Below are 17,061 nucleotides of genomic sequence, written 5' to 3' on the forward strand. Positions count from 1 at the left end.
GCAATAACATAATAATAATTTGATTAGGGGAAGCTCCTCATGCCACTGTCGGGGGCGCTACGGCGCCATGCCACCTATCCTCGCCGTATCGCATGGAGTAGTGCGATGGCTGGCGGCTTATTCTTTCTGTTATTTGCTGCACTCTCGCTTCACCAGACCTGGCAGAAGCGCGAACGACAGCATCAGCAACTGCTGGAGAACAGCCGCACGGCATTGCAGCAAACGCTCTCCAGCCTGATTAACAGTACTCTCAGTCCCCTGCTTCCGTTTACCCACACTGCCTGCAATACCATCAATCGTGAACTCACCTCACGCGCCGCCTTTGCCGGAAATCTTCGTGCCATCCTGCTGGTTAAAGAAGGTAATGCTTTTTGCTCCTCGGCCACCGGCAGTTTTAATCTGCCGCTCAATGTAATTGCGCCCCTGAGTGATATTTCGCGTGATATCGATCTGCAGCTGATGCCGGGCACGCCGTTGCAGCCCAATAAACCGGCGCTGGCGTTGTGGATCAAAAATCCCGGCAGCCTGCAGTCAGGCGTTTTCGCGACGCTGAATATTACCCTGGCACCCTATCAGCTGCTGGCGTCCGGGCATCCGGAAATCACCGGTATGGCACTGGTGGCACAACGCAGTGCCTTAACCAGCTGGCAATCCGTCGTCATGCAGAATAAAAACCTGCCGATGCCGCTGCACCGGCAGACGCTGACAGGCTATCCGCTGCAGTTTGTGTTGTACGGTTCCACTCTGGCGTTCAGCGATTATCAGAATATCCTGCTGAGCGGCCTGCTACTGTCGCTGCTGGTTTCAGGCGCTTGCTGGCTGCTGTTGTCGGTTTATCAGCGCCCTGGTAAAGAGCTGATTCGGGGCATGAAGCGCGGTGAATTTCACGTCGAATATCAGCCGCTGGTCACCTCCCATGATGGTCAGCCGTATGGGATGGAAGCGTTACTGCGCTGGACCCACCCGACGAAAGGCCCGATTCCGCCCGATGTGTTTATTCACTATGCCGAGGCGCAGAACCTGATTATTCCCCTGACCCGACATCTGTTTCAGCTGGTTTCCCGTGATGCCCACCTGCTGTGTCATACCATTCCCCGTCATGCCTGCCTCAGCCTCAACATTTCGCCCCTGCATCTGGCTGACAGCGGTTTCCGTCAGGATGTGCTGCGCTGGCTTGATACCATGCCTGCGGACCACTTTACTTACGTGTTTGAGATCACCGAGCGAGCCATGGTGCGCGAGGAAAACGTTGGAGAACTGTTTGACTGGCTGCATCAGCAGCAGATCCATATCGCCATTGATGATTTCGGTACCGGTCACAGCGCGCTGATCTATCTGGAACGTTATGACTTTGATTATCTGAAAATCGATCGCGGCTTTGTTCAGAGCATCGGTACGGATAGCCTGACCTCGCCGGTGCTCGATACCGTGCTGCAGCTGGCGAAGAAGCTGAACCTGAAAAGTGTGGCCGAAGGAGTAGAAACCGGCGAGCAGGCTGCCTGGCTGATTAACCGCGGTGTGACCCATCTGCAGGGTTACATCTTTAGCCGTCCGCTGCGGCCGGAAACGCTGATAGACTATTTCCGGCGTCATAACGCCTGACACTACCTGGCCCAATCGCGCCAGACATCTGACAGGAGAGTGCATGCTGTTTCGTTCCGGACTTCTGCTGCTGTGCAGCCTGCTCAGCGCCCCGCTGCTGGCAGCCTCTGTCCAGCAAAGCTACGCGTTCACCCAGGCCGGTGAAGCGAAATATCCGCCCGGCTTCAGCCATTACGACTACGCCGATCCCCGCGCACCCAAAGGCGGCAGCATCACCATGGCGGTGGTGGGCACTTACGACAACTTCAACCGCTACGCTTCACGCGGTAATCCGGGCATTAACACCGGCACGCTTTATGATGGGCTTTACACCAGCTCAGACGATGAGCCTGGCAGTTATTATCCGCTGATTGCCGAGTCAGCGCGCTACGCCAGCGATTTTACATGGATTGAGATCCGCCTTAATCCCCGCGCCCGTTTTCAGAATGGCACACCCATCACCGCCCGCGACGTGGCGTTCACCTATCAGAAATTCATGACCGAGGGCGTGCCTCAATTTCGCGTCGCCTACCGTGGCGTGACCGTTAAAGCGCTGAACGATCTCACTGTGCGCATCGAGGCACAGAAGCCGGATAAAGATCTGCTGCTTGGCTTACTGACGCTGCCGGTTATCGCAGAGTCGTTCTGGCGCGATAAGAAGTTTAATGAGCCGTTAAGCGAGCCACCCTTGTCGAGCGGACCCTATCGCATCACTCGCTGGAAGCTGGGACAGTTTATTGAGTTCAGCCGGGTAAAAGATTACTGGGCCGCTGATCTGCCGGTCAATCGCGGACGCTTTAATTTTGATCGAATGCGCTATGACTACTATCTGGATGACAATGTGGCATTTGAAGCCTTCAAGGCGGGTGCTTACGATCTGCGTGAAGAGACATCGGCAAAGAAATGGGCCACTCAGTATCGTGGCCGCAATTTTGACGATGGCAGCATCGTTAAAGAGACCACGCCTAACGATGCCGCTATCGATACCCGCTGGCTGGCATTCAACAATGAAAAACCGCTGTTCCGGGATCGCCGCGTGCGTCAGGCGCTGTCACTGATGTTCGATTTCGAGTGGATGAACAAGGCGCTCTATTATGGTGCCTGGCAGCGCGCCAGCAGCTATTTCCAGAACACGGCGTATGCGGCCAGCGGCGTGCCGGATGCACAGCAGCAGGCCCTGCTTGAACCCTGGCGCGCGCAACTGCCACCTGAGCTGTTCAGCCAGCCTTATCAGCCACACAAAACCGACGGCAGCGGCTATGACCGCGCCAGCCTGTTAAAAGCGTCTGACCTGCTGAAACAGGCGGGCTGGCAGATAAAAAATCACCGTCTGGTCAATGATAAAACCGGTCAGCCGTTTACCATAGAACTCCTGCTGCGCGGTGGCACCAATACCGACTGGGCGTTACCGTTCCAGCACAATCTTTCCCGGCTTGGCATTACGCTGAACCTGCGGCAGATCGACAACTCGCAGTATCTGCGGCGCTGGCGCGAAGGCGACTATGACATGATTGCCACGGTCTATGGGGCAATGCCGATCCCGACCTCCAGTCTGCAGATCCTGTGGCAGTCTGACTTTATCGCCTCGTCGTGGAATACCGCGCGGGTCAAAGAGCCTGTAGTCGATCATTTCGTGAAACAGATTGTGGCGCATCAGGGTGATCCCGCCGCGCTGCGGCCGCTGGCCCAGGCGCTGGACCGGGTGCTGCTGTGGAATGCGTATATGATCCCGATGTGGTACAACGCAGAGCAGCGGCTGGCGTACTGGGATAAGTTTTCTCACCCTGCCCGCAAGCCAGCCTACAGCGTCGGACTGGAAAACTGGTGGTACGACACAAACAAAGCCGGACGCCTGCCGGCCAGCAAACGCTAAGGAGATCACCGTTGGCCGCTTACTTTCTGCGCAGATTGCTGCTGATCATCCCAACGTTATGGGCGATCATCACGCTTAATTTTTTTATCGTGCAAATCGCGCCCGGCGGACCGGTCGATCAGGCGCTGGCTAACATTCAGTTTGGTCAGACAACCGGTCTGCCCGGCAGTGGCGCAGACAGCGCCGGTTCACGCGCCAGCGTCAGTCATCTCAATCCGGCCGATAATCAGTATCGTGGCGCACGCGGGCTGGATCCCGAAGTGATTGCTGAGATTAAACAGCGTTACGGTTTCGATAAACCTCTCTGGCAGCGTTACGGCGAGATGCTGTGGAATTATCTGCGTCTGGATTTTGGCGACAGCCTGTTTCGCAGTGCCTCGGTGATCGGGCTGATCAAAGAGAGCCTGCCGGTTTCGATCAGTCTGGGATTATGGAGCACACTGATCATCTACCTTGTGTCGATCCCGCTGGGGATCCGCAAAGCGGTGCGCAATGGCAGCGCTTTCGATGTCTGGAGCAGCGCTTTTATCATCATTGGCTACTCCATCCCGGCTTTTCTGTTTGGCATCATGTTAATCGTGCTGTTTGCGGGTGGCAGCTATCTGGACTGGTTTCCGCTGCGCGGCCTCACCTCTGCGCAGCACGACACACTGCCCTGGTATGGCAAAGTGCTGGACTACTTCTGGCATATCGCCCTGCCGGTGCTGGCGACAGTGATCGGCGGCTTCGCCACGCTGACCATGCTGACGAAAAACGCGTTTCTGGATGAGATCCGCAAGCTCTATGTGGTGACTGCGCGCGCCAAAGGGGTGCCGGAGCGCCGTATTCTCTATCACCATGTGTTTCGCAATGCGATGCTGCTGGTGATCGCCAGCTTCCCCGCCACCTTTATCAGCATGTTCTTTACCAGTTCAGTGCTGATCGAGGTCATGTTCTCGCTCAACGGGCTTGGACTACTCGGCTATGATGCGACTCTGCAACGTGACTATCCGGTGATGTTTGGCACGCTCTATATTTTTACGCTGATAGGTTTGCTGATGAATATTCTCAGTGATCTGACCTATACGCTGGTCGATCCGCGCATCGATTTCGGGAGCCGCTCATGACGCTCTCTCCGCTGAATCAACAGCGCTGGCAGCGCTTTCGTCATAACCGGCGCGGCTACTGGTCGCTGTGGATCTTTCTGATCATCTTTCTGCTGTCGATGGGTGCCGAACTGATTGCCAATGACAAGCCACTGCTGGTGCATTACCAGCAGCGCTGGACAGTGCCGCTGCTGTTTGACTACAGCGAGACCGACTATGGCGGCGCACTGGCGACAGCGGCGGATTATCAGGATCCCTGGCTGCGGCAGCGCATTGAGCAGAATGGCTGGGCCATATGGGCACCGATTCGTTTCAGCGACAGCACTATCAACTTTGCCACCGAGGTGCCCTTCCCCTCTCCGCCCTCTGCGCAGAACTGGCTTGGCACGGATGCTAACGGCGGCGACGTGATGGCACGCCTGCTCTATGGCACGCGCATTTCTCTGCTGTTCGGACTGATGCTGACGCTCTTCTCCAGCGTCATCGGGATTGTGGTCGGCGCGGTGCAGGGCTATTTCGGCGGCAGGATTGACCTGATTGGGCAGCGGCTGATTGAAGTCTGGTCCGGCATGCCTGCGCTGTTTCTGCTGATTCTCCTCTCCAGCGTGATCCAGCCGGGTTTCTGGTGGCTGCTGCTGGTCACCGTGGCTTTCGGCTGGATGAGCCTGGTCAGCGTGGTCCGGGCCGAGTTTCTGCGTACCCGAAACTTTGATTACATCCGTGCGGCGCAGGCGCTGGGGGTCAGCGACGGCCGGATTATGCTGCGCCACATGCTGCCAAATGCCATGGTCGCCACCCTGACCTTTCTGCCGTTTATTCTGTGCGGATCGATTACCACGCTGACCTCACTCGACTTTCTCGGCTTTGGCCTGCCGCTGGGTTCGCCCTCGCTGGGCGAGTTACTGCTGCAGGGCAAAAATAACCTGCAGGCACCCTGGTTAGGCCTGGCGGGCTTTTTCACCCTGGCGATCCTGCTTTCGCTGCTGATTTTTATTGGCGAAGCGGTACGCGACGCTTTTGATCCGGGCAAAGGAGCCTGAATGAACACGCCATTGCTTGCCATCAATCATCTCTCGGTCGCCTTTCGTCAGGGCGAGACGCTTCGCCAGGTGGTGAATGACGTTTCACTGCGCATCGACGCGGGCGAAACGCTGGCGCTGGTGGGCGAGTCGGGTTCCGGCAAGAGCGTCACGGCACTCTCGGTGATGCGACTGCTGCATGAGGCTGCGGTGGTTTATCCCAGCGGTGAGATTCTGTTTAACGGTGAAGATCTGCTGCGCGCGCGCGAGCAGCGCCTGCGCGGGATTCGCGGCAACCAGATCGCGATGATTTTTCAGGAGCCGATGGTATCGCTTAATCCGCTGCACACCGTGGAGAAGCAGCTGTATGAAGTGCTGTCGCTGCATCGCGGGTTGCGTCGTCCGGCGGCACGCGGTGAAATTCTCAGCGTGCTTGATCGGGTCGGGATACGGCAGCCCGCCACCCGGCTCAATGATTTCCCCCACCAGCTTTCGGGTGGAGAACGTCAGCGGGTGATGATCGCCATGGCATTGCTGACCGAGCCTCAGCTGCTGATTGCCGATGAGCCAACCACCGCGCTGGATGTGACGGTGCAGGCACAAATCCTGACGCTGCTTCGTGAACTGCAGCGAGAGCTGAATATGGGCATGCTGTTTATCACCCATAACCTGAATATCGTGCGTCAGCTGGCGGATAACGTTAGCGTGATGCGCAATGGTCACATCGTCGAACAGAACCGCTGCCAGACCCTGCTGAATCAGCCGCAACACCCTTACAGCCAGCAGTTGCTGGCCGCCGAACCGGAAGGAAAAGCGCTGCCGCTGCCCGCAGACGCGCCGGTCATTCTTCGGGTCGATAATCTTCAGGTCAGCTTTCCGCTGCGGCGCGGGCTGTTCCGCCGGCAGAGTGGTGAGAAACAGGTGCTCTCCGGCCTGAGCTTTAGCCTGCGGCGCGGCGAAAGTCTGGGGCTGGTCGGCGAGTCCGGATCAGGTAAAAGCACTACAGGGCTGGCACTGCTGCGACTGATTGCCTCACGCGGCGAAGTCTGGTTTGACGACCAGCCGCTGCATCAGCTGTCACGTCGTCAGTTATTGCCGCTGCGTCAGCGCATTCAGGTGGTGTTTCAGGATCCTAACTCTTCACTGAATCCGCGTATGACAGTGCAGCAGATCATTGCGGAAGGGCTTGCGGTACATCAGCCCGAACTTAGCCATGCGCAACAGGAGCAGCGGGTCATCGCGGTGATGGCGGAGGTGGGGCTTGAAGCGGAAAGTCGCCATCGTTATCCGGCCGAATTTTCGGGCGGTCAGCGACAGCGTATTGCCATTGCGCGGGCACTGATTCTGGAACCGGAGTTGCTGGTGCTGGATGAACCGACCTCATCGCTGGATCGCACGGTGCAGAAGCAGATTCTGACGCTGTTGCGCCGCTTACAGCAGCAGCGGCAGCTCAGCTATCTGTTTATCAGTCACGATCTGGATGTGGTACGCGCCCTGTGTCACCAGCTTATTGTGCTGCGTCAGGGAGAAGTGGTGGAACAGGGAGAGTGTGAAAGGTTGTTTGCTTCACCCACGGCCGGATATACCCGCGAGCTGCTGCAGTCGGCGCAACTCAACCTGCGATAAAGGTTTCGGCAATCGCTACGCCCTGATTTTTCAGGCAGCAGTTGGTGGCGCTTTCGTCACGACGCTGAATGAACAGGCAGGGCTGTCCTTCGCACTCGGCCACTTTACAATCGACCTGAATATCCGCCAGAACCTCTTTTAGCTGCTGAAGGATCTCCCACGCCGGAATGCCATCATGGCTGATCAAGCGCAGCGCAACGAAATCCTGCTCGTCCAGCGTGGTGTCATCGGATTCGATAGCACTGTGGTGATCGCTGGCCCAGCGAAAATGCTGTGGCAGACGATGCACAATCGAAAGTTGCAGCATAGTTTACTCTCCCCGGATGAGTTTATGTCGCAACACAAAGCAGCCCAGCTGGAAGCGGCCTGATAACCGCTGAGTCCGGACAGGGTTTAATGGCCCGTCCGTGTGGATTGCAGAAGCGCATTTTTTGCGACTCACATCGCACTTCAGCCTATATGTACCGCGTTCACACGCCGTTAACAATCATTTTAGCTGCATTGTGATTACTTTTTTAACTAAATATTTTCACAATATCGAAACAAAGTCAGGAGGCGTGCAAGTCGGCAGGTCATTGCAGAGGGAAACCACTGCGCCCGATTACCGGGACGCAGTGCGGGGACGTGAAGCGTAGAAAAAGAGCAGCAGAGAGATTGTCGCGCACAGTGCAATCGTGCCGACCATTGGCCAGGCGCTGTTGAAACTCACCAGCGACAGCAGCGCGCCGACAAATGCCCCGACGCCAAAACGCAGGGTGCCCGCCAGGGACGATGCCGTACCCGCCATATGCGGAAACTCATCCAGAATCACCGCCATCGCATTCGATGAGACCATCGACACGCAACCGATAAACATCGCGATCCCCATCACCAGCGGCAAAAAGCCGAGGCTGAAGGCGCTGACCAGCAGCAGCCAGATCCCCATACAGAACTGTATCAGCAGTCCCATCCGGAACATCGCCACCGGGCCAAAGCGGCGCACGGCGCGGCTGTTAATCAGCGTCAGGACAAACAGAAACACCACATTGAGGCCAAAGTAGTAGCCAAAGTTTTGCGGTGAAACGTGATTCAGTTCGATGTAAACAAAGGGACCGGCATTGAGAAAGGTAAACAGCCCGGCAAAGGAGAAACCGCTCGACAGCATGTAACTGAACGCGCGCTTGTGGCGAAACAGCGTTACGAAATTGCCCAGCGTAGTACGCAGATGAAACCGCTGTCGCTGCTCCGGCTTCAGGGTTTCACGGATCTGCGTGGTCACCAGCACGGTCGTCACTAACGCCGCGCCCGCCAGCGCCCAGAAGATGGCGTGCCAGCTCCAGAGCACCAGCAGCCAGCCGCCGATGATCGGCGCCAGCAGCGGCGCAATGGTGGTAATCAGCATCACAAAGGACATCATGCGGGAGAAGTCCTCTTTCGAGTAACTGTCACGCATTAACGCATTGATCACCACACTGGCTGCGGCAGCCGACAGTCCATGCAGAAAGCGCATCGTAATCAGCTGATCGATGGTTTGCGACAGCGCACAGGCCGCGGCGGCGCAGGCAAAGATCAGGGTGCCGAGCGCAATCACCGGCTTACGCCCATAGCTGTCTGCCAGCGGCCCATAGATCAGCTGCCCAATCGCGAAGCCAAGAATGTAGAGGTTGAGCGACATCTGCACGCTACCGGCTGAAACGCCGAACTCACGTGCAATCTGCGGCATGGCGGGCAGATACATGTCGATCGACAACGGCATCAGCATGGCTAACAGACCGAGGATGACCACCAGTCCTGTTGGCGAATTCTTTTCCTTACGCACACCCTCTCCTGCCCTTATGGTCGTAATGCGGGCCGCCGGGCCCGTCCGGTTATTTTGTCTGCAGCTCTTTCGGCAGACCGATGCTGGCGATCTCTTCTTCTGTCAGCGCACGATATTCGCCCGGTTCCAGATCGGCGTCCAGTACGATGTCACCGATGCGCTCGCGATGCAGCTCAAGGACCCGATTGCCTACTGCCGCAAACATCCGTTTTACCTGATGATAACGGCCTTCGCTCAGTGTCAGCCGGACGTCTGTTGGGGTGATCACCTCCAGCTGAGCCGGTTTAGTCAGGCTCTTCTCATTGTGCAGCTGCACGCCCGCCGTAAACTGTGCGGCGGTATCGTCACTGACCGGCGATTCCAGGGTCACACGGTAGGTTTTCTCGCAGTGATGACGTGGCGAGGTAATACGGTGTGACCACTGGCCATCATCTGTCAGCAGCACCAGTCCGGTGGTGTCGATATCAAGACGCCCCGCCGCGTGCAGTTTGAATGACATCGGTTCTTCAATGAAATAGATGATGGTGGGATGATCGGGATCGTCGGTTGAGCAGACGTAACCCTGCGGTTTGTTCAGCATAAAGTAGCGTGGACCGGTCTGCATCTGCAGTACGTTGCCGTCATAGACGACTTCGTGGTCGGGCAGCAGTTTAAACGCGGTATCGCGTACAATTTCCCCGTTAACGGTGACACGCTGGCCACGGATCTCGCGATGGGCGATGGCGCGGCTGATTTCCAGTTGCTGAGAGATGAATTTGTCGAGTCGCATGAATTCGTTTTGCCTGTTACTGCGGAGGGAATCTGAAACGGCCTGGTTAACCGTTGAAAATGTGCGGGAAGTATAACGTGATCCGCGCCAGCCTGACAGCGCGTTTACCGCACTTTCATGGCATAATTACCCCCAGTTTTGCAAAAGTGAGCATCATGTCTTTTACCTTACGCCCCTATCAACAGGATGCGGTGAATGCCACCGTGGCGCATTTCCGTCGTCATCATCAGCCTGCAGTCATTGTGCTGCCGACCGGTGCCGGAAAGAGCCTGGTCATTGCCGAGCTGGCACGGCTGGCGCGTGGCCGGGTGCTGGTGCTGGCGCACGTCAAAGAGCTGGTAGCGCAGAACCACAGTAAATATCAGGCTTACGGGCTGGAGGCGGATATCTTTGCCGCCGGACTTCAGCGTAAAGAGAGTCAGCGCAAAGTGGTGTTTGGCAGCGTGCAGTCAGTGGCGCGTAACCTCGACCAGTTCGACAGCGCCTTTTCACTGGTGATTGTCGATGAGTGCCACCGTATCGGTGATGATAAAGAGAGTCAGTATCAGCAGATCTTCAATCATCTGCGTCAGCATAATCCACAACTGCGTTTACTGGGCCTGACCGCCACGCCTTTCCGGCTGGGTAAGGGCTGGATTTATCAGTTCCACTATCACGGCATGGTGCGTGGCGACGAAAAATCGCTGTTTCGCGACTGTATCTATGAACTGCCGCTGCGCTACATGATCAAACATCAGTTTCTGGTGCCGCCGGAGCGACTGGATATGCCGGTGGTGCAGTATGACTTCAGCCGCCTGACGGCACAAAGCAGCGGCTTGTTCAGCGAAGCCGATCTTAATCGTGAACTGAAACAGCAGCAGCGCGTGACGCCCCATATTATCCGTCAGATCGTGGAGTTCGCTGAAGATCGGCTGGGGGTGATGATTTTTGCCTCAACGGTGGAGCATGCGCATGAAATTTTGCGGCTGCTGCCCGCTAACAGCGCGCTGGTATCAGCCGAAACGCCTGCCAGAGAGCGCGATGCTCTGATTCTGGCCTTTAAGGCGCAGCAGCTGAAATTCCTGGTTAACGTGGCGGTGCTGACCACCGGGTTTGATGCTCCGCACGTTGATCTGATTGCGATTCTGCGCCCGACCGAGTCGGTCAGCCTCTATCAGCAAATCGTCGGACGCGGCCTGCGGCTCTCGCCCGGTAAAACCGACTGTCTGATTCTCGATTATGCCGGTAATCCGCACGATCTCTTTACGCCCGAGGTCGGCGCGCCCAAGGGGGCCAGCGACAATCAGCCGGTACAGGTTTTTTGTCCCGCCTGCGGTTTCGCCAACACCTTCTGGGGCAAGGCGACCGAAGATGGCATGGTTATCGAACATTTTGGGCGACGCTGTCAGGGCGTGCTGGAAGATGATGAGGGCGAGCGCGAACAGTGTGACTTCCGCTTCCGCTTTAAAAGCTGCCCCGACTGTGGCGCAGAGAATGATATTGCCGCCCGGCGCTGTCACCAGTGCGACAAAATTCTGGTCGATCCTGACGATATGCTTAAAGCGGCGCTGAAGCTTAAAGATGCGCTGGTGCTGCGCTGTGGCGGCATGACGCTGGAACAGGGCCGTGATGCCAAAGGTGAATGGCTCAAGGCGACCTATTATGACGAGGAAGGCACCAGCGTCAGCGAACGGTTTCGTCTGCAGACACCGGCCCAGCGCAAAGCGTTTGAACAGCTCTTTATGCGCCCGCATCAGCGCGCGCCCGGCGTGCCGCTGGGCTGGCAAAGCGCCGCTGACGTGCTGGCGCTGCAGCCGCTGCTGCGTCATCCCGACTTTGTGGTGGCGCGGGCCAAAGGTCAGTTCTGGCAGATCCGCGAAAAAATGTTCGATTATCAGGGTCGCTATCGCCGTGCCAATGAGCTGCGCTAATGAGCGCTATCGGGTCCGGCTAACCGGATGCCGAGCCCGGCTGGCGGGTATATCGTTTGCTACCACCCGGCATAACGGCTATACTGCCGCCCGCTTTTGCATGTGCATCAGCGGTATTGAATAACCAGCCTGTTACTGGGTCGCCTGTAGCAGGAATTAAATAAAGAGATATATTAATGCTCACTATCAATGCAGTAGAACGTAAAGAGCAGGGTAAGGGTGCGAGCCGCCGCCTGCGTACAGCAAACCGTTTCCCGGCCATCATCTACGGTGGTTCTGAAGCGGCTGTTGCCATCGACCTGGATCACGACTCCGTAATGAACCTGCAATCTAAGCCAGGTTTCTACGACGAAGTGCTGACCCTGTCAGTTGACGGTAAAGAAACTAAAGTGAAAGTTCAGGCTGTTCAGCGTCACCCGTTCAAGCCAAAACTGTTCCACATCGACTTCGTTCGCGCTTAATCGCGAACTTCGTTGAAAGCAGAAGGGCCGGTTGCGAAACCGGCCCTTTTCTTTTGGCGCTGCCCGGTGAAATGATCGCCGCGTGCAGGGAATGAAAGCCGGGCTAAGCCCGGCTTTTTTATTTGCTGCTGGTACGGCGCTGCAGCTGATCGCGCAGATTGGGTGGTGTGCCCTTAATCGTCAGGGTGTCCGTTGCAGGATCCCAGAAAATGCGTTCGCCCAGCAACATCGCATCGAAGTTCAGGGTCAGTCCCCCGCCGCTTCCGGCAAACTTCGTCAGCTGGCGCAGAGTACTGCGATCCGCCGGGAAGCTCTCTTCCAGTTCATACCCCTGCTCCTGGGTAAAAGCCTGGAACGTTTTTTCACCCAGTGGTGGCAGTTCGCTCGACAACTCTTCCAGCGCAATCTCCTCGCCCGCCTGCAGCTGCTCGTTGCAGTAGCTGTAGACCTGCTGGCGATAGTTCTGCCGCTCCTGCTTATCCAGTTCCGATTCGTTGCAGTAGTCATCTACCGCCTGCAACAGACCGCGGTTCTGCGCCTTGGTGTCTAATCCCACTTCGGCACCCAGGAAATCCATAAAGAAGTCAGCCACTTTACGTCCGACGCGGCCACGCAGGAAAGTCAGGTAACGGGTCGATTCCGGGTTAGTTTCCCACTCGGTTAAATCGATGCGTGCCACGATGTCGGCATGATTGATGTCAAGATAGTGGGTGCTGCTGATATCCATCTGCTCGTTGACGCGCATGCTGGACTGGCTGTTCAGCACCGCAATCAGCAGGTATTCCACCGCCAGATAGCGGTAGTGAATAAACAACACCACGCCGCCTTCAGCGAAGGGGTATTTTGCAAGCTCATCGCGCAGACGACCGGTCGCGGCACGGCTAAAAGCGAGAAAATCATCGTTGCCCTTACGACAATTACGCAGCGCTTCTGCCAGTTCACTCTCTGCATTGAACAGGCCATAGGCTTTGCTTTTTGCGCTATAAACCCGGTGTAACTCCTCCACCATCGCGTTGACCGTGTTGGTGGCAGGCAGCAGCGAATCGCGCAGCGCCAGTTCAAGCTGGTTTTCATCGCGTTTGATTAACTGATGCAGGGCAATCTGGTCGATATCCAGACTCATGGTAGACTCTCCTTTTAGCACAGGCGCGTATTCAAACACCGCCAGCATCGGCTTTCAACTCCATGCGTATAGCGAACGCGCTGCTTTCGATAAAATTGCGGTAAAAAGTGCGCTGTTCCGGTAATATATCGCCTTTTGAAATGAGCTTAGACGACGATATGGCACAATCATCCCGTTACAGTGACGAACGCGTGGAACAACTCCTCGCGGAAATGGCCCAAATCCTGCACAAGGACAAGGCCCCCACCGATCTCTCCCTGATGGTTCTGGGAAATATGGTGACCAACTTAATTAACAGCGATGTCGCTCCGGCGCAACGTCGTTCACTGGCACGATCTTTCGCCGATGCCCTTCAGGCGTCTGTGCGTGACGATAACGCCCATTAATTGGCTGATTTGACTTCATAATATGGTAACCAACCGGCAGCGCTACCGCGAAAAAGTTTCCCAGATGATCAGTTGGGGTCACTGGTTTGCTCTGTTTAACATCTTATTCGCGCTGATTTTAGGCAGTCGCTACCTGTTGGTCGCCGACTGGCCTTCTTCGCTGGCGGGGCGCATCTACGCCTATACCAGCTGGGTTGGTCACTTCAGTTTTGTTGTTTTTGCCGCCTATCTGCTGATTATCTTCCCGCTGACTTTTGTGGTGATGTCGCAACGGCTGATGCGGGTGTTGTCCGCGGTGGTCGCTACCGCCGGGCTGACGCTGGTGATGGTCGACAGTGCGGTGTTCAGCCGCTTCCACCTGCACCTGAATCCGGTGGTGTGGGAGCTGGTCATTAACCCTGATCAGAGCGAGATGGCGCGCGACTGGCAGCTGATGTTTATCAGCGTGCCGCTGATTTTCCTGGTTGAGATGCTGTTTGCGACCTGGAGCTGGCAGAAGCTTCGCAGCCTGAATCGCCGTTCGTTTGGTAAGCCTGTCGCCGCCCTGTTTATCAGCGCCTTCTTTGCCAGCCACCTGATGTATATCTGGGCCGATGCGAATTTTTATCGTCCGATTACGATGCAGCGTGCCAACCTGCCGCTCTCCTACCCGATGACCGCCCGCCGCTTCCTTGAGCGTCATGGTCTGCTGGATGCGCAGGAGTATCAGCGTCGGCTGATTCAGCAGGGCGACCCGGAAGCAGTGGCGGTGGAATATCCGCTGAGCGAGATTACTTTCCGTGATGCCGGCACACGCAACAACCTGCTGGTGCTGACGGTCGATGGTCTGAACAACGCCACGCTGGCCAAAGCGCTGCCGGAGCTTAATCAGTTCGCCAGCGAGAACGTGCGTTTTACCCAGCACTACAGCGCGGGTGATACGCCGGAGAAAGGGTTGTTTGGCCTGTTCTATGGGATCTCATCCAGCTACATGAACGGTATTCTGGCATCCCGAACGCCGTCGGCGCTGCTGGGCGCGCTTAGCACCCAGGGTTACCAGTTTGGCCTCTTCTCCTCGGAAGGCTTTAATCCGCCGCTCTACCGGCAGGCGTTGCTGACTGATTATTCACTGCCTGCAACCACCAGCCAGCCCAACGCCAGTACTGTGGCGCAATGGCAGAACTGGCTGGAGAAACAGAACGGTTCACAGGCACCGTGGTTCTCATGGATTGCCCTGAACGGCCCGGACGTCACCGGCGACAGTGCAAAAGCGCGTCAGCGCAGCTATCTGCGCCAGGCTCCTGCCGTTGATGAGCAGATCCACGCGGTGCTCAGCAGCCTGCAGGCGCGTGATTTACTGAAGAACACGGTGGTGGTGATTACGGCGCAGCGTGGACTGGCACTGGATGGCAATCCTGACAGCGCTGGAAACCGCCAGACTCTGCAGGTGCCGTTAGTGATTCACTGGCCTGATACGCCCGCGCAGACCGTTGATCGCCTTTCTGATCATCAGGATGTGATGTCGACGCTGATGCAGCGACTGCTGCATGTGCGGACCAATCCAGTGAACTACTCTCAGGGTGAAGATCTGTTTGCTGCGCGCCGTCGCCATGACTGGGTCGTCAGCAGCGAAGAGAATAAGCTGGTGATTACCACGCCGCAGGTGACGCTGGTACTCAACAATAACGGCAGCTATCGCGCTTATGATGCGCAGGGCAACGCCCTGAAAGATCACAAGCCAGAACTGGCGCTGCTGTTGCAGGTATTAACTGAAGAGAAGCGGTTTATCGCTAACTGATTAATAATCAGGCAAATAGTCGGCAGGTATCTTGCATTAATGGTGATAACCAGTAGACTAATCCTCCAGTGTTCGGCACGTAGCGCAGCCTGGTAGCGCACGGTCATGGGGTGTCCGGGGTCGGAGGTTCAAATCCTCTCGTGCCGACCAAATTCCCTGAAAAGCAGCCCTAAAGGCTGCTTTTTTCGTTTATGTCATCAAACCTTAACTTTCCTCGCACCTCCCGCAATCCGTTCTATACTTAACTGCGTGTGGGTAACAAGAGGAGAGTTCATGACATATATTGAAAAAGACGATCCAACAGAAGCACCCGAGTCAGGCGATAAGCAACCTTCCCCGCCAGACCAGAAGTAACCCACGGGGCCGCGTCTGACGCGGCCTTTCTATGTAAGCTTACCTCTCCGTTTAACATTCAGAATATTCCCGTGTGGCAGTTAACATTCCTCTTACAATCAGCAGGTTAACAGTTGCATTATAATCTGATCTGCTTCACAAAATCGGCTACCGGCTGCGCTTATTCATCAAACTGAAACAAAAATGTCACAGAAAATGCCTACCCTGAAATCCCCAGAAATTGACGGATAATTTTTATGGCGATCAAAGCGAAAAGCCTGAAGGATGCAGAAGCGTTGCTGCATTCAGGCATTAGCAAAGTGGAACTGGCGTATGACATTGGCAGCGACGATTTCTTTCGTCTGGCAAGCCACTGGTGCGACCGAGGTGCACGCATCAGCAGGGGTCACCACCATTTCGTTGTTTCTCTGAAGAGTTTTGCCATTCCTCCCAACGACTGATTCCGGCGGGCTGCTTGCCCTGATCCATCGCGCCTGATTTAATGCCTTTTTGGTTTTGATGATGGTCCCGCATGCGCTATCCCGACCTGCCGCTGCCGCCTGTTGCAGGCGGCTTTATCCTTTCCCGGCACCTTAACCGCAGCGATCCTTTGCTGGCGGTGAGTCACTTCGATCCGCAAAAGTATCATGACGGGCTGGCTGTCGAATGGGATATTCCGCTGCCTGCCCGACTGCAGCAGGCTGTCAGTAAACGGCGTGCTGAATACATCGCCAGCCGTCTGCTGGTCCGGTCAGTGATGGCAGAACTGGGTATTGCTGATTTCATTCTGACTAATGCAGCCGATCGATCCCCCTGCTGGCCCGCTGGCATTCAGGCGTCACTGTCGCACAGTGCAGGCATCGTTGTGGTAGCGGCAACCCGTCAGCCCTGCGCTGTTGGGGTGGATGTCGAGCAGTTCATGTCGGAGACGACGGCGCATGAAACGGCTGAGTTGCTGATGAACGAGCAGGAACAGCACCTGTTACGGACGCTGCCCGTCTCTTTTTGCGCTGCCGCTACCCTGCTCTTCTCCCTCAAAGAGAGCGTTTATAAAGCCATCTGGCCGCAACTGCTTCAGCCGATGGACTTTCCGGATGCGGAACTGGTGTCGGTAGATTTCGCGCAGCAGCGGGCGACGTTGCGACTGACTCAGGACTTCAGCGGGTGTTTTGCGATGGGAACGTTACTGGAGGCGAGCTTTGTGTGGCGGGATACTCAGGTAATCACGCTAATCACACATCGGCTTTAAAAAAACCGGCTAAACAATACGCGTTAAAACTTTGCGGTTTAGCCGGGGGTAACACAGACGAAAGAAAAGGT

General features: G+C 56.3%; 15 protein-coding genes and 1 tRNA gene. 12 read left to right on the top strand and 4 right to left on the bottom strand.

All coding sequences use genetic code 11. The features are described 5' to 3' along the window. Window positions 1–39: 39 nt before the first annotated feature. From pdeN to yejF, 5 genes are read left to right on the top strand one after another with little or no spacing between them, the layout of a single operon-like run. Complete coding sequence (gene pdeN / locus ACMGGP_RS11700) at window positions 40–1,602, top strand: cyclic di-3',5'-guanosine monophosphate phosphodiesterase PdeN (RefSeq protein ID WP_346554605.1); 1,563 nt, start codon at window positions 40–42, stop codon at window positions 1,600–1,602. A gap of 43 nt (window positions 1,603–1,645) precedes the next feature. After that, window positions 1,646–3,454, top strand: coding sequence for an extracellular solute-binding protein (locus ACMGGP_RS11705; RefSeq protein WP_498798462.1), 1,809 nt, complete (start codon window positions 1,646–1,648; stop codon window positions 3,452–3,454). An 11-nt stretch (window positions 3,455–3,465) separates the two neighbouring features. Beyond that, a complete protein-coding gene (locus tag ACMGGP_RS11710; RefSeq protein WP_010248326.1) occupies window positions 3,466–4,560 on the top strand; it encodes a microcin C ABC transporter permease YejB in 1,095 nt (364 codons plus the stop codon). Continuing rightward, a complete protein-coding gene (locus ACMGGP_RS11715; RefSeq protein ID WP_033772273.1) occupies window positions 4,557–5,579 on the top strand; it encodes an ABC transporter permease in 1,023 nt (340 codons plus the stop codon). The genes ACMGGP_RS11710 and ACMGGP_RS11715 overlap by 4 nt, the downstream gene beginning before the upstream one ends. Next, window positions 5,580–7,184, top strand: coding sequence for a microcin C ABC transporter ATP-binding protein YejF (gene yejF, locus ACMGGP_RS11720; protein ID WP_498798463.1), 1,605 nt, complete (start codon window positions 5,580–5,582; stop codon window positions 7,182–7,184). It abuts the gene before it with no gap. On the opposite strand, the gene ACMGGP_RS11725 is transcribed toward yejF, so the two are convergent. The 3 genes from ACMGGP_RS11725 to rsuA form a co-directional block, all read right to left on the bottom strand. Beyond that, entirely contained in the window at window positions 7,171–7,491 is a 321-nt protein-coding gene (locus tag ACMGGP_RS11725) for a YejG family protein (protein WP_010248336.1), read from the bottom strand. The genes yejF and ACMGGP_RS11725 overlap by 14 nt on opposite strands. A gap of 294 nt (window positions 7,492–7,785) precedes the next feature. Then, the gene (locus tag ACMGGP_RS11730) at window positions 7,786–8,982 is read right to left on the bottom strand and encodes a Bcr/CflA family multidrug efflux MFS transporter (protein WP_010248339.1); all 1,197 of its coding nucleotides are present in this window, start codon (window positions 8,980–8,982) and stop codon (window positions 7,786–7,788) included. A gap of 49 nt (window positions 8,983–9,031) precedes the next feature. After that, window positions 9,032–9,751: a 16S rRNA pseudouridine(516) synthase RsuA gene (rsuA, locus tag ACMGGP_RS11735; RefSeq protein WP_010248342.1), complete on the bottom strand. Its 720-nt coding sequence runs from the start codon at window positions 9,749–9,751 to the stop codon at window positions 9,032–9,034. Between the two features lie 155 nt (window positions 9,752–9,906). Between rsuA and radD the strand changes: the two genes are divergently transcribed. Beyond that, window positions 9,907–11,661 (top strand): DNA repair helicase RadD, encoded by a 1,755-nt coding sequence (gene radD / locus ACMGGP_RS11740; protein WP_031292692.1) that lies wholly within the window; start codon window positions 9,907–9,909, stop codon window positions 11,659–11,661. 176 nt (window positions 11,662–11,837) lie between these two features. Continuing rightward, window positions 11,838–12,122, top strand: a complete 285-nt coding sequence (gene rplY / locus ACMGGP_RS11745) for a 50S ribosomal protein L25 (RefSeq protein ID WP_003854168.1) — start codon at window positions 11,838–11,840, stop codon at window positions 12,120–12,122. Window positions 12,123–12,240: 118 nt separating this feature from the next. Here rplY and yejK read toward each other — a convergent pair whose 3' ends face one another. Continuing rightward, complete coding sequence (yejK, locus tag ACMGGP_RS11750; RefSeq protein ID WP_010248346.1) at window positions 12,241–13,245, bottom strand: nucleoid-associated protein YejK; 1,005 nt, start codon at window positions 13,243–13,245, stop codon at window positions 12,241–12,243. A 158-nt stretch (window positions 13,246–13,403) separates the two neighbouring features. On the opposite strand from yejK, the gene ACMGGP_RS11755 reads away from it, so the two are divergent. From ACMGGP_RS11755 to ACMGGP_RS11775, 5 genes are all read left to right on the top strand, one after another. Continuing rightward, a complete protein-coding gene (locus ACMGGP_RS11755) occupies window positions 13,404–13,631 on the top strand; it encodes a YejL family protein (protein ID WP_010248348.1) in 228 nt (75 codons plus the stop codon). 22 nt (window positions 13,632–13,653) lie between these two features. After that, on the top strand, window positions 13,654–15,408 hold the full coding sequence (yejM, locus tag ACMGGP_RS11760) for an LPS biosynthesis-modulating metalloenzyme YejM (protein ID WP_022625056.1): 1,755 nt from the start codon (window positions 13,654–13,656) through the stop codon (window positions 15,406–15,408). Between the two features lie 73 nt (window positions 15,409–15,481). After that, window positions 15,482–15,558 (top strand) — tRNA-Pro (locus ACMGGP_RS11765). A gap of 440 nt (window positions 15,559–15,998) precedes the next feature. Beyond that, on the top strand, window positions 15,999–16,202 hold the full coding sequence (locus tag ACMGGP_RS11770) for a hypothetical protein (RefSeq protein ID WP_003854174.1): 204 nt from the start codon (window positions 15,999–16,001) through the stop codon (window positions 16,200–16,202). A gap of 71 nt (window positions 16,203–16,273) precedes the next feature. Then, window positions 16,274–16,990 (top strand): 4'-phosphopantetheinyl transferase family protein, encoded by a 717-nt coding sequence (locus ACMGGP_RS11775; RefSeq protein WP_498798464.1) that lies wholly within the window; start codon window positions 16,274–16,276, stop codon window positions 16,988–16,990. Window positions 16,991–17,061: the final 71 nt, after the last annotated feature.

The sequence above is a fragment of the Curtobacterium sp. BNK-1 genome (genome assembly GCF_048685235.1).
GTDB classification, from domain to species: Bacteria; Pseudomonadota; Gammaproteobacteria; order Enterobacterales; family Enterobacteriaceae; genus Pantoea; species Pantoea agglomerans.